The sequence below is a fragment of the Streptomyces rimosus genome (assembly GCF_008704655.1).
In the GTDB taxonomy this organism is placed as follows: Bacteria; Actinomycetota; Actinomycetes; order Streptomycetales; family Streptomycetaceae; genus Streptomyces; species Streptomyces rimosus.
Window position 1 is genome coordinate 5,113,220 of the sequence record NZ_CP023688.1, and the last position, 15,915, is coordinate 5,129,134.

Consider the following 15,915-nt stretch of genomic DNA (forward strand, 5'->3'; position numbering starts at 1 on the left):
CGGGGTCAACCCCGACAAGGACCTGAACGCGCAGAACCTCCCCGGCCAGCGCGGCGACCAGGGCGAGGTCATCGACACCCGCCGCGGCATGTTCGGCGCGGCCGGCGGCGGCGACACCTCCGGGTACGGCGGGCTCGTACGGTCCGTACGGATGCCGGGCGCCACGTCCCGCCCGTACGGCGGCTGGTTCGACGAGGTCGCGGACGAACTCGAAGGCGCGCTGGACGAACAGGGACTGGTCCCCGAGAACGTCATCGAGAAGACGGTCGTGGACCGCGGCGAGCTGACCTTCCACATCGAGCGGGAGTACCTGCCGGCCGTCGCCAGGACCCTGCGCGACGACCCGGCGCTGCGCTTCGAGCTGTGCACCGGCGTCAGCGGCGTGCACTTCCCCGGCGACAAGGGCCGCGAGCTGCACGCCGTCTACCACCTGCGCTCGATCACCCACAACCGGCTGATCCGGCTGGAGGTGTCGGCCCCGGACGCCGACCCGCACGTGCCGTCCCTCGTCGCCGTCTACCCGACCAACGACTGGCACGAGCGCGAGACGTACGACTTCTTCGGCCTGGTCTTCGACGGCCACCCGGCGCTCACCCGGATCATGATGCCGGACGACTGGCAGGGCTTCCCGCAGCGCAAGGACTACCCGCTCGGCGGCATTCCCGTCGAGTACAAGGGCGCGCAGATCCCGGCTCCCGACCAGCGGAGGTCGTACACCTGATGTCCACCAGCCATGCGACCCCTCGGGAGACCACCGAGGGCACCGTCTACACGGTCACCGGCGGCGACTGGGACGAGATCGCGGCCGCCGCGGCCCGTACGGACGACGAGCGGATCGTCGTCAACATGGGCCCCCAGCACCCCTCCACCCACGGCGTGCTGCGGCTGATCCTGGAGATCGACGGCGAGACCGTCACCGAGGCCCGCTGCGGCATCGGCTACCTGCACACCGGCATCGAGAAGAACCTCGAATACCGCACGTGGACGCAGGGCACCACCTTCGTCACCCGGATGGATTACCTGACGCCGTTCTTCAACGAGACGGCGTACTGCCTGGCCGTGGAGAAGCTGCTCGGCATCACCGACGAGGTGCCGGACCGGGCGTCCGTCATCCGCGTGATGCTGATGGAGCTGAACCGCCTCTCCTCCCACCTGGTGGCCATCGCCACCGGCGGCATGGAGCTGGGCGCCACCACGATCATGATCTACGGGTTCCGGGACCGCGAACTGATCCTGGACATCTACGAGCTGATCACCGGCCTGCGGATGAACCACGCGTACATCCGGCCCGGCGGGCTCGCCCAGGATCTGCCGCCGGGCGCGGTCGACCAGGTGCGCGAATTCGTGAAGAAGATGCGCAAGAACCTGCCCGAATACGACAAGCTCGCCACCGGCAACCCGGTCTTCAAGGGCCGGATGCAGGACATCGGCTATCTGGACCTGGCCGGCTGCCTGGCCACCGGCGCCACCGGGCCGGTGCTGCGTTCCGCCGGGCTCCCGCACGACCTGCGCAAGACCCAGCCGTACTGCGGATACGAGCACTACGACTTCGAGGTGCCGACCGCCGACACCTGCGACGCCTACGGACGCTTCCTGATCCGCCTGGAGGAGATGCGCCAGTCGCTGCGCATCGTCGAACAGTGCCTGGACCGCCTCGCGCCGGGGCCGGTGATGGTCGCCGACAAGAAGATCGCCTGGCCCGCCCAGCTGGCGCTCGGACCCGACGGGCTGGGCAACTCGCTCGACCACATCAAGAAGATCATGGGGACCTCGATGGAGGCCCTGATCCACCACTTCAAGCTGGTGACGGAGGGCTTCCGGGTGCCGCCGGGCCAGACGTACGCGGCCGTGGAGTCCCCCAAGGGCGAGCTGGGCGTGCACGCGGTCAGCGACGGCGGGACCCGCCCGTACCGGGTGCACTTCCGCGACCCGTCCTTCACCAACCTCCAGGCCATGGCGGCGATGTGCGAGGGCGGCCAGGTCGCCGACGTCATCGTCGCCGTCGCGTCCATCGACCCCGTGATGGGAGGCGTCGACCGGTGACAGACGTCAGCTTGGGGATGCCGCAGCTCCCCGCCCCCGACTACCCGGCCGAGGTGAGGGCCCGGCTCGAAGCGGACGCCAGGGAGGTGATCGCCCGCTACCCCGGTTCGCGGTCCGCGCTGCTGCCGCTGCTGCACCTGGTCCAGGCCGAGGAGGGGCACGTCACCCGTACGGGCATGCGCTTCTGCGCCGAGATGCTGGACCTGACCACGGCGGAGGTCACCGCGGTCGCCACCTTCTACTCCATGTACCGGCGCGGGCCGAGCGGGGACTACCAGGTGGGGGTGTGCACCAACACCCTGTGCGCGGTCATGGGCGGTGACGCGATCTTCGAGACGCTCCAGGAGCACCTGGGCGTCGGCAACGGGCAGACCACCGACGACGGCAAGGTCACGCTGGAGCACATCGAGTGCAACGCGGCCTGCGACTTCGCGCCGGTCGTGATGGTCAACTGGGAGTTCTTCGACAACCAGACGCCGGAGAGCGCCAAACGGCTGGTGGACGACCTGCGGGCAGGACGGACCGTCGAGCCGACCCGGGGTGCGCCGCTGTGCACCTACAAGGAAACGGCCCGCATCCTCGCCGGGTTCCCCGACCGGCGCCCCGGCGCGGTCGAGGCCACCGGCGGGGCCGGGCCCGCGTCGCTGGTGGGGCTGCGGCTGGCCAAGGGCGAGGCCGTACCCGGTGCGGGGTCCGCCGACCATGTCGTACCGCAGCGGGGCGCGGTGCCCGCCGAGGGCGAGGGCGATGCCGCCGGGCGGGCGCCGGGCGAGGCACCGGCCACCCACCCCAGCTCGCACGACGCGCCCCGGGAGACCTCGGCGAGCGATCCCGCCCACCCGTCTCCCGCCACCACCCCGGACGGAGGGGCTTCGCCCCGCGGTGACATCGCAGCCGGTCCGACCGCCGAGGAGGGGGAGTGATGACCGTGGCCGCCGAGGTCAGCAAGGCCAACCCGGAGAAGCTGCTCGCGCCCGTGCTGTCCGCCTTCTGGGACCAGCCGGGGTCCTGGACGCTGGAGACCTATCTGCGGCACGAGGGCTACGAGGGCATGCGCAAGGCCCTCGCGATGCCGCCGGACGACGTGATCGCGTACGTCAAGGACGCGGGCCTGCGCGGACGCGGCGGCGCCGGCTTCCCCACCGGGATGAAGTGGCAGTTCATCCCGCAGGGCGACGGCAAGCCGCACTACCTCGTCGTCAACGCCGACGAGTCCGAGCCGGGCACCTGCAAGGACATCCCGCTGCTCTTCGCCAACCCGCACTCCCTGATCGAGGGCATCGTCATCGCGTGTCACGCGATCCGCTCGCACCACGCCTTCATCTACCTGCGCGGTGAAGTCGTGCCCGTCCTGCGGCGGTTGCACGAGGCCGTCCGGGAGGCGTACGAAGCGGGCTATCTCGGCCGCGACATCCTCGGCTCGGGCCTGGACCTGGACGTCGTCGTGCACGCGGGCGCGGGCGCGTACATCTGCGGCGAGGAGACCGCGCTGCTGGACTCCCTGGAGGGCCGTCGCGGACAGCCCCGGCTGCGTCCTCCCTTCCCGGCGGTGGCGGGCCTGTACGCCTGCCCCACTGTCGTGAACAACGTCGAGTCCATCGCGTCGGTTCCCGCCATCATGAACAAGGGCAAGGAGTGGTTCCGCTCGATGGGCAGCGAGAAGTCCCCGGGCTTCACGCTGTACTCGCTCAGCGGCCACGTCGCCAACCCCGGCCAGTACGAAGGCCCGCTGGGCATCACGCTGCGCCAGCTGCTCGACATGAGCGGCGGCATGCGCCCCGGCCACCGGCTGAAGTTCTGGACGCCCGGCGGCTCCTCCACGCCGATGTTCACCGACGAGCACCTGGACGTGCCGCTGGACTACGAGAACGTCGGCGCCGCGGGCTCGATGCTCGGCACCAAGGCCCTCCAGTGCTTCGACGAGACCACCTGCGTCGTACGGGCCGTGACCCGCTGGACCGAGTTCTACGCGCACGAGTCCTGCGGCAAGTGCACACCCTGCCGCGAGGGCACCTACTGGCTCGTCCAGCTGCTGCGCGACATCGAGGCCGGCCGGGGCCGCATGGACGACCTCGACAAGCTGAACGACATCGCCGACAACATCAACGGCAAGTCCTTCTGCGCGCTCGGCGACGGCGCCGCCTCCCCGATCTTCTCCTCGCTGAAGTACTTCCGCGCGGAGTACGAGCAGCACATCACCGGCAAGGGCTGCCCCTTCGACCCCGCCAAGTCGACCGCCTGGGCCGACACCGACGCTCACCTGGGGGTGAACGCATGACGGTCACCAGCGACGCCCCCGCGGGGGGCGGCGAGGCGGCCATCCCGCCCGAAGACCTCGTCACGCTGACGATCGACGGCATCGACATCTCCGTCCCCAAGGGGACGCTGGTCATCCGGGCCGCCGAACTCCTCGGCATCGAGATCCCGCGCTTTTGCGACCACCCGCTGCTGGACCCGGCCGGCGCCTGCCGCCAGTGCATCGTGGAGGTGGAGGGCCAGCGCAAGCCGATGGCCTCCTGCACCATCACCTGCACCGACGGCATGGTGGTCAAGTCGCAGCTCACCTCGCCGGTCGCGGAGAAGGCACAGCGCGGCGTGATGGAACTGCTGCTGATCAACCACCCGCTGGACTGCCCGGTCTGCGACAAGGGCGGCGAGTGCCCGCTGCAGAACCAGGCCATGTCCGCCGGTCAGGCCGACACCCGCTTCGAGGGCAAGAAGCGCACCTTCGCCAAGCCGGTGCCGATCTCGAAGCAGGTGCTGCTGGACCGCGAACGGTGCGTGCTGTGCGCGCGCTGCACCCGCTTCTCGAACCAGATCGCTGGCGACCCGATGATCGAACTGATCGAGCGGGGCGCGCTCCAGCAGGTCGGAACGGGCGAGGGCGACCCGTTCCAGTCGTACTTCTCCGGCAACACCATCCAGATCTGCCCGGTCGGCGCCCTCACCTCGGCCGCCTACCGCTTCCGGTCGCGCCCCTTCGACCTGGTCTCCTCGCCGGGCACCTGCGAACACTGCGCGGGCGGCTGCGCCATCCGTACGGACCACCGGCGCGGCAAGGTCATGCGGCGGCTGGCCGCCGAGGACCCCGAGGTCAACGAGGAGTGGATCTGCGACAAGGGGCGCTTCGCCTTCCGGTACGCGCAGCAGCGCGACCGGCTGGAGCACCCGATGGTGCGGGACGCGGAGACCGGCGAACTGGTCGCGGCGAGCTGGCCGGAGGCCCTGGAGGCGGCGGCGCGCGGGCTGGGCGCCGCCAAGGGCCGTACGGGCGTGCTGACCGGCGGCCGGCTGACCGTCGAGGACGCGTACGCCTACGCCAAGTTCGCGCGGATCGCCCTGGGCACCAACGACATCGATTTCCGGGCGCGCGCGCACAGCGCCGAGGAGGCCGAGTTCCTGGCGGCGCGGGTCGCCGGACGGGGGCGCGACCTGGGTGGTGCGTCCATCGCGTACGCGGACCTGGAGAAGGCACCGGCCGTCCTGCTCGCCGGCATCGAGGCGGAGGAGGAGGCGCCCGGTGTCTTCCTGCGGCTGCGCAAGGCGTACCGCAAGCACGGGCAGCGCACCTTCGGACTCGCGTCCTACGCGACGCGCGGCCTGATCAAGGCAGGCGGCACGCTGCTGCCCGCCGCGCCCGGCACCGAGACGGAGTGGCTGGACGCGCTCGCCGGCAATGAGGCAGCAGGCGCGGAGCGCCTTCCCGTGGAGGGTGGGGGCGGGCGACGGGCGGGCGGGCTGGAAGGCCCTGGCCGGACCGCGGCCGAGGCGCTGCGCGGCGCCGGCTCGGTGATCGTCGTCGGCGAGCGGCTGGCGGCGGTGCCGGGTGCGCTGACGGCGGCGATCCGGGCCGCCACCGCCACCGGCGCCCGGCTCGTATGGATTCCGCGGCGGGCCGGCGAGCGGGGCGCCCTGGAGGCGGGCGCGCTGCCGGGGCTGCTGCCGGGCGGGCGCCCGGCCACCGACCCGCGGGCCCGCGAGGAGGTCGCCGCCGCCTGGGGCGTCGCCGACCTGCCGCAGCGGCACGGTCGGGACACCGGCCAGATCGTCGCGGCCGCCGCGGCCGGAGAACTGAGCGCCCTACTGGTGGCGGGCGTCGATCCGGCGGACCTGCCGGACCCGGCGCTGGCCCTGGAGGCGCTGGATTCGGTGGGCTTCCTGGTGAGCCTGGAACAGCGGCCTTCGGCCGTCACGGAGCGGGCGGACGTGGTCCTCCCGGTCGCGGCGGTCGTGGAGAAGTCCGGCACGTTCCTCAACTGGGAGGGCCGTGCCCGGCCGTTCGAGGCCGCGCTCAAGCCCGACCAGGTGACGCGCCGGCACCTGCTGCCGGACGCCCGGGTCCTGAACATGCTCGCCGACGCCATGGACGTCCACCTGGCGCTGCCCGACGTACGGGCCGTGCGCAGGGAGCTGACCGCGCTGGGCACATGGGGCGGTACGTACGCGGCCGACCCCCTGGAGCAGGGGCGCGCGCTGCCCCGCCCGGAACCGGGCGAAGCCGTGCTGGCGGGCCACAAACTGCTCCTGGACCAGGGGCGCATGCAGGAGGGCGACGAGGCGCTGGCCGGCACGCGGCACGCGGCCGTGGCCCGGATGTCGCCGGCCACCGCCGAGGAGACCGGCGTCAAGGACGGCGACCTGCTGGCGGTCACCGGGCCCCGCGGGTCCGTACGGCTGCCTCTGGTGGTCACGCCGATGCCCGACCGGGTGGTGTGGCTGCCGCTGAACTCGGTGGGCGGCGGGGCCGTCGCCGATACGGGTGCGCGGCCCGGCGAGCTGGTGAAGGTCACGGCGGTGGCCGGTGCACCGTCCGGCCCGGTCGAGGAGGTGGACGCATGACGCGGGAACTGGCCTTGACCGGCCTGCCGCTGGCCCAGGAAGACCTGTCGATGTTCGGCCGCGACCCATGGTGGCTGATCGCGGTCAAGGCAGTCTTCTGCTTCGCGTTCCTGATGCTGACCGTGCTGTTCTCCATCGTCTGGGAACGCAAGGTCGTCGCCTGGATGCAGCTGCGCATCGGCCCCAACCGGCACGGCCCCTGGGGCATGCTCCAGTCCCTCGCGGACGGCATCAAACTGATGCTCAAGGAGGACCTGGTCGTCAAGCGGGCCGACAAGGCGGTGTACGTGCTCGCGCCGATCGTGGCGGCCGTACCGGCCTTCATGGCTGTCGCGGTGATCCCGTTCGGCCCGGCCGGCAACGAGATCTCGATCTTCGGGCACCGCACCGCGATGCAGCTCACCGATCTGCCGATCGGCGTGCTCTACATCCTCGCCACGGCCTCCGTCGGCATCTACGGCATCGTGCTGGCGGGCTGGTCCTCCGGCTCGACGTACCCGCTGCTCGGCGGCCTGCGCTCGTGCGCGCAGATGGTCTCCTACGAGATCGCGATGGGCCTGTCGTTCGCGTCGGTCTTCCTCTACTCCGGGTCGATGTCCACCTCCACGATCGTGGAGTCCCAGCAGGACAAGTGGTACGTCCTGCTGCTCCCGGTCTCCTTCATCATCTACATCGTCGCCATGGTGGGCGAGACCAACCGCGCGCCGTTCGACATGCCGGAGTCCGAGGGCGAACTGGTCGGCGGCTTCAACACCGAGTACTCGTCCATCAAGTTCGCGATGTTCATGCTCGCCGAGTACATCAACATGGTGACCGTCTCGTCGGTCGCGGTGACGCTCTTCCTGGGCGGCTGGAAGGCCCCGTACCCGGTCAGCAGCTTCTGGGAAGGCGCCAACCACGGCTGGTGGCCGCTGCTGTGGTTCGTCATCAAGGTGCAGCTGCTGCTGTTCTTCTTCATCTGGCTGCGCGGCACGCTGCCACGCGTGCGCTACGACCAGTTCATGAAGCTGGGCTGGAAGGTCCTCATCCCGGTCTCCCTGGTCTGGCTGATGCTCGTCGCGACCGTTCGGGCCCTGCGCAACGAGGGCTACGACTTCCAGCGGATCGTGATGTACGTGGCCGGCGCGGCCATCGCCGTGCTGCTGATCTCGCTCGTCGCGGACTTCTTCCGGCGGGGCGAGAAGGAGGAGGCGGCCGAGGAGCCGGCCTTCGACCCGATGGCGGGCGGCTTCCCCGTACCACCGCTGCCCGGACAGACCCTGCCACCCGTGCCGCGACGGCGGCCGAGGCGTGACCGAGAGCTGATTGTCAGTGGCGGGGTGGACACTGTCGGTGACCGACCCGAGACGGACGGAAAGGGGGGCGACGGTGCCTGACTTCCAGAACCCGGTGGCCGGCTTCGGCGTGACCTTCAAGGCCATGTTCAAGAAGCGGCTGACCGAGCAGTATCCGGAGGAGAAGAAACCGACGGCGCCGCGCTTCCACGGCCGCCACCAGCTCAACCGGCATCCCGACGGGCTGGAGAAGTGCGTCGGCTGCGAGCTGTGCGCCTGGGCCTGCCCGGCCGACGCGATCTATGTCGAGGGCGCCGACAACACCGACGAGGAGCGCTACAGCCCCGGCGAGCGCTACGGCCGCGTCTACCAGATCAACTACCTGCGCTGCATCCTGTGCGGCCTGTGCGTCGAGGCGTGCCCCACCCGCGCACTGACCATGACCAACGAGTACGAACTCGCCGACCGGTCCCGCGAATCGCTCATCTACACCAAGGAGGAGCTGCTCGCGGGGCTGGAGGACACCATGGTCGACAGCCCGCACGCCATCTACCCGGGGATGACGGAGAAGGACTACTACCGCGGCCTGGTGACCGAGGCGGCGCCGGGCACGGTGCGGCAGGTGGCCGTGTCCAAGGGCGAGACGGCCGAGGGCGAGGGCGGCGTGGACACCGCGGCGCCCCAGGAGGCCGCGGCCACCTTCGGTCCCGAGGAGCCCGCCGCGCGGGAGGTGACCCAGTGACGACGACCTCTCTGGCCGCCGACGCGTCCACCGGCGAGGCGGTGCAGTTCTGGATCCTCGGCACGGTCGCCGTGCTCGGCGCGCTGAGCACGATCCTGATGAAGCGGGCCGTGCACAGCGCCCTCTCGCTCGCCGGCACCATGATCGTCCTCGCGGTGTTCTACCTCGCCAACGGCGCCTACTTCCTGGGCGTCGTGCAGATCGTCGTCTATACGGGCGCGATCATGATGCTGTTCCTCTTCGTCGTCATGCTGGTCGGCGTCACCGCGGCGGACTCCCTCAAGGAGACCCTCAAGGGCCAGCGCTGGCTGGCCGCCGCCTGCGGCCTGGGCTTCGGCATCCTGCTCATCGCCGGCATCGGCCACGCCTCGCTGCGGCACTTCAACGGCCTCGGCGAGGCCAACGCCGGGGGCAACGTCCAGGGCCTGGCGGCACTGATCTTCACCAAGTACGTCTTCGCCTTCGAGGTCACCGGCGCGCTGCTGATCACGGCGGCGGTCGGCGCGATGGTCCTCACGCACCGGGAGCGCACGGAGCGCGCCAAGACCCAGCGCGAGCAGTCCGAGGCCCGCATCCGCGACGGCAAGCAGATCCCGCCGCTGCCCGCGCCAGGCGTGTACGCCCGCCACAACGCCGTGGACATCCCCGGCCTGCTCCCCGACGGCACCCCGTCCGAGCTGACCGTCAACCCGACGCTGCGCGAGCGCGGCCAGATCCGGGACGTCTCCGGTGAAGCGCTGGCCGAGCTGAAGGCGCTGGAGCAGCGGGCCGAAGAGCGGCTGGGCCGCAGCGAGGAGGCGAAGCGGTGAACCCGGTCAACTACCTCTACCTCGCCGCCCTGTTGTTCACCATCGGCGCGGCCGGGGTGCTGATCAGGCGGAACGCCATCGTGGTGTTCATGTGCATCGAACTGATGCTGAACGCCTGCAACCTCGCCTTCGTGGCCTTCTCGCGGATGCACGGAAACCTGGACGGACAGATCATCGCGTTCTTCACGATGGTCGTCGCCGCGGCCGAGGTCGTGGTGGGCCTGGCGATCATCGTGTCCATCTTCCGCACCCGCCACACGGCCTCGGTCGACGACGCCAGCCTGATGAAGCTGTAAGGGGTCGTAAACGTGGAGAACCTGATCGCCCTGCTCGTCGCGGCCCCCCTGGCCGGCGCGGCCCTGCTGCTGTGCGGCGGCCGGAGACTGGACCGGGCCGGCCACTGGATCGGCACGCTGCTCGCACTGGCGTCCTTCGCCCTGGCCGTCCCCCTGTTCACGGACCTGCTGGGCCGCGACGCCGAACACCGCACGCTGCACCAGCACCTGTTCAGCTGGGTGCCGGTGGGCGGCTTCCAGGCGGACGTGGCCTTCCAGCTGGACCAGCTGTCCATGACGTTCGTCCTGCTGATCACCGGTGTCGGATCGCTGATCCACATCTACTCGATCGGCTACATGGAGCACGACGAGCGGCGCCGCCGCTTCTTCGGCTACCTGAACCTGTTCCTCGCGGCCATGCTGCTGCTCGTCCTCGCCGACAACTACCTGCTGCTGTACGTCGGCTGGGAGGGCGTCGGCCTGGCCTCGTACCTCCTCATCGGCTTCTGGCAGCACAAGCCCAGCGCGGCGACGGCGGCGAAGAAGGCGTTCCTGGTCAACCGCGTCGGTGACATGGGCCTGTCCATCGCGATCATGCTGATGTTCACCACGTTCGGGACGTTCGCGTTCGGGCCGGTGCTGGGCGCGGTGGGCGAGACCTCCGAGGGCAAGCTCACCGCCATCGGCCTGATGCTGCTGCTCGCCGCCTGCGGCAAGTCGGCACAGGTCCCGCTCCAGTCCTGGCTGGGCGACGCGATGGAGGGCCCGACCCCGGTCTCGGCCCTGATCCACGCGGCGACGATGGTGACCGCGGGCGTCTACCTGATCACCCGCTCCGGCGCGATCTTCAACGGCGCGCCGGACGCGCAGACCGCGGTCGTGGTGGTCGGCGCGGTGACGCTGCTGTTCGGTGCGATCGTCGGTTGCGCGAAGGACGACATCAAGAAGGCCCTGGCGGGCTCGACGATGTCGCAGATCGGCTACATGATCCTGGCCGCCGGGCTGGGCCCGATCGGCTACGCCTTCGCGATCATGCACCTGGTCACCCACGGCTTCTTCAAGGCCGGTCTCTTCCTCGGCGCCGGTTCGGTGATGCACGGCATGAACGACGAGGTGGACATGCGCCGCTACGGCGGCCTGCGCAAGTACATGCCCATCACGTTCATCACCTTCGGCCTCGGCTATCTGGCCATCATCGGCTTCCCCGGGCTGTCCGGCTTCTTCTCCAAGGACAAGATCATCGAGGCGGCCTTCGCCAAGGGCGGCACGGAGGGCTGGATCCTCGGCGGCGCCGCCCTGCTGGGCGCCGCGATCACCGCGTTCTACATGACGCGGGTGATGCTGATGACGTTCTTCGGCGAGGAGCGCTGGCGCAAGGCGCCGACCCCGTCACCCGCCGAGCCGTCCGTGGAGCCCGCGGCCGAGACCCGGGGCGAGTACACCCCGCCGCACCCCCACGAGTCGCCGAAGTCCATGACGATCCCGATGATCCTGCTGGCCGTCGGATCGGTGGCGGCGGGCGGCCTGTTCAGCCTCAACGAGGCGTTCGTGAAGTGGCTGGAGCCGGTCACCTCCTTCGACCACGGGCACCCGCCGATCGGCGCTTCGGCGATCACCACCGCCACGATCGTGGTGATGGTCCTCGGCGTCGCGCTCGCCTACCTCCAGTACGGGCGCAAGCCGGTCCCGGCCGTCGCCCCGCGCGGCTCGCTGCTGACCCGGGCGGCCCGCCGCGACCTGCTCCAGGACGACTTCAACCACGCCGTCCTGGTGCGCGGCGGCGGCGAACTGACCCGCGCCCTGGTCCAGCTGGACCACTCCGTCGTGGACGGCGCGGTCCGGGGCACGGCGGCGTCGATGGGCGGCCTCTCCGGCCGGCTGCGCCAGGTGCAGAACGGCTTCGCCCGCTCCTACGCCGTACAGATGTTGGGCGGTGCGGCCGTACTGATCGCCGCGACCCTGCTGATGAGGGGTGTCTGAGCCATGTCGTTTCCCCTTCTGACGGCCACCGCGGCGGTGCCGGCGCTCGGCGCGATCGCCACCGCGGCGGTGCCCGCCGCCAAGCGCACCTTCGCCAAGTGGCTGGCGCTGCTGTTCTCGCTGGCCACCCTGGTGCTCGCGGCGGTGGTCGCGGTCCGCTTCGCCCCGGGCGCCAAAGGCCCGTTCCAGCTCACCGAATCGCACGCCTGGATCAAGGACTTCGGTGTCCGCTACGAACTGGGCGTGGACGGCATCGCGGTGGCGCTGATCGCGCTGACCGCGCTGCTGGTCCCGTTCGTCATCCTGGCGGGCTGGCACGACGCCGATCCTCTTGAGGAACCGACACCCAACCGGCGCTGGCGCCCCACCCAGGGCTTCTTCGCGCTGGTGCTCGCCGTCGAGGCGATGGTGGTCATCTCCTTCGAGGCCACCGACGTGTTCCTCTTCTACATCTTCTTCGAAGCCATGCTCATCCCGATGTACTTCCTCATCGGCGGCTTCGGGGACCGCGCGGGGTCCGGCGGCGAGGAGCACAGCGCCGCGCTGCGCTCGCAGGCCGCCGTGAAGTTCCTGCTCTACAACCTGGCCGGCGGCCTGATCATGCTCGCCGCGGTGATCGGCCTGTACGCGGCCACCGCCGACCAGCTCGGCAGCGGCACGTTCTCCCTCACCGAGATCGTCCAGGCGCGCGCCGACGGCAAGCTGGCGCTGGGCACCGGCACCGAACGGCTGCTGTTCCTCGGCTTCTTCTTCGCCTTCGCGGTGAAGGCGCCGCTGTGGCCGCTGCACACCTGGCTGCCGGGCGCGATGGGCGAGTCCACCGCGCCGGTCGCCGTGCTGATCACCGCGGTGGTCGACAAGGTCGGCACCTTCGCGATGCTGCGCTTCTGCCTCCAGCTCTTCCCGGAGGCCAGCAGCTGGGCCACCCCGGTCATCCTCGTCCTCGCGCTGATCAGCATCCTGTACGGCGCGCTGCTCGCGGTCGGCCAGCGCGACATCAAGCGCTTGATCGCGTACGCCTCCATCTCCCACTTCGGCTTCATCATCATGGGCATCTTCGCCATGACGAGCCAGGGCCAGGGCGGTGCGACGCTGTACATGGTCAACCACGGCATCTCGACGGCGGCGCTGATGCTGGTCGCCGGATTCCTGATCTCGCGGCGCGGCTCCCGGCTGATCGCCGACTACGGCGGGGTGCAGAAGGCCGCGCCGGTGCTGGCCGGGACGTTCCTGGTCGGCGGTCTGGCGACGCTGTCGCTGCCGGGCCTGGCGCCGTTCGTCAGCGAATTCCTGGTGCTGGTCGGCACGTTCAGCCGCTACCCGGCCGTGGGCATCGTGGCCACCGTCGGCATCGTGCTCGCCGCGCTGTACGTCCTCGTCCTCTACCAGCGGACGATGACCGGCCCGGTGAAGGCCGAGGTGCGCACGATGCCCGACCTCAAGGCGCGGGAGCTGGCCGTGGTCGCCCCGCTGATCGCCCTCCTGCTGTTCCTCGGCGTCTATCCCAAGCCGCTGACGGACCTCGTCAACCCGGCGGTGGACCACACCCTGTCCGTCGTCGACCAGCACGATCCCCGCCCCGACGTACCAGTGAAGGCAGATGCGGAGGCCGCGAAGTGAGTTCCGTGGCGAGCGTCCACAGCCTGTGGACCATGGCGGCCGAGGCTCCGGCCAGGATCCCGGCGCCGAAGATCGAGTATGCCCAGCTGGCACCGGCCCTGATCGTGCTGGGCGCCGCGGTCGTCGGCGTCGTACTGGAAGGGTTCGTGCCGCGCCGCGGCCGCTACTACGCGCAGCTGCTGCTGTCCGTCCTCGCGCTGGCCGCCGGGTTCGCGGCCGTCGTGGGGCTGGCGGCGGGCGGCTTCGGCACCACCAAGGCCAAGATCACGGCCATGGGCGCCATCGCCGTGGACGGCCCGGCGCTCTTCCTCCAGGGCACGATCCTGCTGGTGGCGCTGGTCGCCACGTTCACCTTCGCCGAGCGCCGGCTCGACCCGGCGGCGCACGGCAAGCGGGTGGACTCCTTCGCGGCGCAGGCCGCGGCGGTGCCCGGCGGTGAAGCCGAACGGGCCGCGGTCAAGGCCGGGTTCACCACGACCGAGGTGTTCCCGCTCGCACTGTTCGCGGTCGGCGGGATGCTGGTCTTCCCCGCGGCCAACGACCTGCTGACGCTCTTCGTCGCGCTGGAGGTCTTCTCCCTCCCGCTGTACATCCTGTGCGCGCTGGCCCGCCGCCAGCGGCTGCTCTCCCAGGAAGCGGCGGTGAAGTACTTCCTGCTCGGCGCGTTCTCCTCGGCGTTCCTGCTCTTCGGCATCGCGCTGCTGTACGGCTACGCGGGCACCGTCACGTACGCCGGCATCGCGGAGGTCGTCAGCGACGGCGCCAAGCAGATCACCCCGGCGCTGGCCGACACCATGGGCAACGACGCGCTGCTGCTGATCGGCGCGGCGCTGGTGCTGATGGGGCTGCTCTTCAAGGTCGGCGCGGTGCCGTTCCACATGTGGACGCCGGACGTCTACCAGGGCGCGCCGACCCCGGTCACCGGCTTCATGGCGGCGGCCACCAAGGTCGCCGCGTTCGGCGCGCTGCTGCGGCTGCTGTACGTGGTCCTGCCGGGCCTGCGCTGGGACTGGCGGCCGGTCATGTGGGGCGTCGCGATCGTCACCATGCTGGGCGGCGCGATCGTCGCGATCACCCAGACCGACATCAAGCGGCTGCTGGCGTACAGCTCCATCGCGCATGCCGGATTCATCCTGGCCGGTGTGATCGCCACCAGCAAGGACGGCATCTCCTCCGTCCTGTTCTACCTGGCGGCGTACTCCTTCGTGACGCTCGGCGCGTTCGCGGTGGTCACGCTCGTGCGGGACGCGGGCGGCGAGGCCACCCACCTGTCGAAGTGGGCCGGGCTGGGGCGGCGCTCGCCGCTGACCGCCGCGGTCTTCGCGGTGTTCCTGCTCGCCTTCGCCGGCATCCCGCTGACCTCGGGTTTCGCCGGGAAGTTCGCGGTGTTCAAGGCGGCGGCGGAGAGTGGCGCGGGCTGGCTGGTGGTGATCGGTGTGATCTCGTCCGCGATCGCCGCGTTCTTCTACATCCGCGTCATCGTGCTGATGTTCTTCAACGAGCCGAAGGCGGACGGGCCGACGGTGGCGGTGCCCAGCCCGCTGACGATGACGGCCATCGGGGTCGGCGTCGCGGTCACCCTGGTACTGGGCCTGGCGCCGCAGTACTTCCTGGACCTCGCGGGCCAGGCGGGGGTGTTCGTGCGCTGAGCGGTGGCCGTCCCCGGACGGTCCGCGGTCCACGGCCGCCGTCCGGTGCCCTTGCGGGTGCCGGGCGGCGGCCGTGGTGCGTCTCAGCGTATGAAGGGGGACCGGCGCGGCCGAAAGCGACGTGCGAGGAAGGCCGGCCGGAGGATGCGGGCGCGGTTCTGCGCGGTGCGGGCCTGGCTCAGCGGGAGAACATCACCGAGCGGAGCAGCACCCTCTCCGGGGCGGCCTTGTGGGGCGGTACGACGAAGTAGACGTCGCTGCTGCAGTCGTCGTCGGCGAAGAGCGTCACGGTCGCGTTGGTCCGGTTGAGCGCGGCGTAGGCGAAGTCGGCGTCCTTCGGCAGCTTGAGGGTGATGCACTCCTTGCCCGGCGGATTGAAGAGGGCCGCGCGCTGGTCGAGCTTGTCGCCGGTGTTGAAGCCGTAGGAGAAGACGCCAACGGCGCCATAGGCGGAGGTGGGTGTGGTCAGGGCGAGTACGGCCGCTCCGAAAGCGGCGGCGACGGAGGTGCGCAGGCGCATCTCGTGACTCCTCGTGGTCGTCGGTGTCGATCAACTACTCGGAGTGAATATGGCTCAGCGTATGACGTCTTTATCCGATGCCGCTCCGGAAACACCCCTGGTGGCGTAGCGGCCCTCGGCCGTTCGCGCCGGGCGGGGCCCGGTACGGCCGAGGGAGGCTGATG

Annotated in this window: 13 protein-coding genes; 12 read left to right on the plus strand and 1 reads right to left on the minus strand. The window is 70.6% G+C overall.

All coding sequences use genetic code 11. The features are described 5' to 3' along the window. Positions 1-22: 22 nt before the first annotated feature. From CP984_RS21795 to nuoN, 12 genes are read left to right on the plus strand one after another with little or no spacing between them, the layout of a single operon-like run. On the plus strand, positions 23-721 hold the full coding sequence (locus CP984_RS21795; protein ID WP_030184582.1) for an NADH-quinone oxidoreductase subunit C: 699 nt from the start codon (positions 23-25) through the stop codon (positions 719-721). After that, positions 721-2,043, plus strand: a complete 1,323-nt coding sequence (locus CP984_RS21800; RefSeq protein WP_003984243.1) for an NADH-quinone oxidoreductase subunit D — start codon at positions 721-723, stop codon at positions 2,041-2,043. Before CP984_RS21795 ends, CP984_RS21800 begins: the two co-directional genes overlap by 1 nt. Then, a complete protein-coding gene (gene nuoE, locus CP984_RS21805; RefSeq protein WP_003984242.1) occupies positions 2,040-2,966 on the plus strand; it encodes an NADH-quinone oxidoreductase subunit NuoE in 927 nt (308 codons plus the stop codon). Before CP984_RS21800 ends, nuoE begins: the two co-directional genes overlap by 4 nt. After that, entirely contained in the window at positions 2,966-4,321 is a 1,356-nt protein-coding gene (gene nuoF / locus CP984_RS21810) for an NADH-quinone oxidoreductase subunit NuoF (protein ID WP_003984241.1), read from the plus strand. Before nuoE ends, nuoF begins: the two co-directional genes overlap by 1 nt. Continuing rightward, positions 4,318-6,882, plus strand: coding sequence for an NADH-quinone oxidoreductase subunit G (locus tag CP984_RS21815; protein WP_030184579.1), 2,565 nt, complete (start codon positions 4,318-4,320; stop codon positions 6,880-6,882). Before nuoF ends, CP984_RS21815 begins: the two co-directional genes overlap by 4 nt. Then, the gene (nuoH, locus tag CP984_RS21820; RefSeq protein WP_003983358.1) at positions 6,879-8,258 is read left to right on the plus strand and encodes an NADH-quinone oxidoreductase subunit NuoH; all 1,380 of its coding nucleotides are present in this window, start codon (positions 6,879-6,881) and stop codon (positions 8,256-8,258) included. Before CP984_RS21815 ends, nuoH begins: the two co-directional genes overlap by 4 nt. Next, positions 8,251-8,898: an NADH-quinone oxidoreductase subunit NuoI gene (nuoI, locus tag CP984_RS21825; RefSeq protein ID WP_003983359.1), complete on the plus strand. Its 648-nt coding sequence runs from the start codon at positions 8,251-8,253 to the stop codon at positions 8,896-8,898. Before nuoH ends, nuoI begins: the two co-directional genes overlap by 8 nt. Beyond that, positions 8,895-9,707, plus strand: a complete 813-nt coding sequence (locus CP984_RS21830; protein ID WP_003983360.1) for an NADH-quinone oxidoreductase subunit J — start codon at positions 8,895-8,897, stop codon at positions 9,705-9,707. Before nuoI ends, CP984_RS21830 begins: the two co-directional genes overlap by 4 nt. Further along, entirely contained in the window at positions 9,704-10,003 is a 300-nt protein-coding gene (gene nuoK, locus CP984_RS21835; RefSeq protein ID WP_003983361.1) for an NADH-quinone oxidoreductase subunit NuoK, read from the plus strand. Before CP984_RS21830 ends, nuoK begins: the two co-directional genes overlap by 4 nt. A gap of 12 nt (positions 10,004-10,015) precedes the next feature. Beyond that, positions 10,016-11,962 carry an NADH-quinone oxidoreductase subunit L gene (gene nuoL / locus CP984_RS21840; protein ID WP_003983362.1) on the plus strand — a complete coding sequence of 649 codons (1,947 nt, stop codon included), beginning with the start codon at positions 10,016-10,018 and terminating at the stop codon, positions 11,960-11,962. Between the two features lie 3 nt (positions 11,963-11,965). Then, entirely contained in the window at positions 11,966-13,582 is a 1,617-nt protein-coding gene (locus tag CP984_RS21845) for an NADH-quinone oxidoreductase subunit M (protein WP_003983363.1), read from the plus strand. Positions 13,583-13,614: 32 nt separating this feature from the next. Then, positions 13,615-15,231, plus strand: a complete 1,617-nt coding sequence (gene nuoN / locus CP984_RS21850; RefSeq protein ID WP_202480383.1) for an NADH-quinone oxidoreductase subunit NuoN — start codon at positions 13,615-13,617, stop codon at positions 15,229-15,231. A 178-nt stretch (positions 15,232-15,409) separates the two neighbouring features. On the opposite strand, the gene CP984_RS21855 is transcribed toward nuoN, so the two are convergent. Continuing rightward, positions 15,410-15,751 (minus strand): hypothetical protein, encoded by a 342-nt coding sequence (locus tag CP984_RS21855; RefSeq protein WP_003983365.1) that lies wholly within the window; start codon positions 15,749-15,751, stop codon positions 15,410-15,412. Between the last annotated feature and the right edge of the window lie 164 nt (positions 15,752-15,915).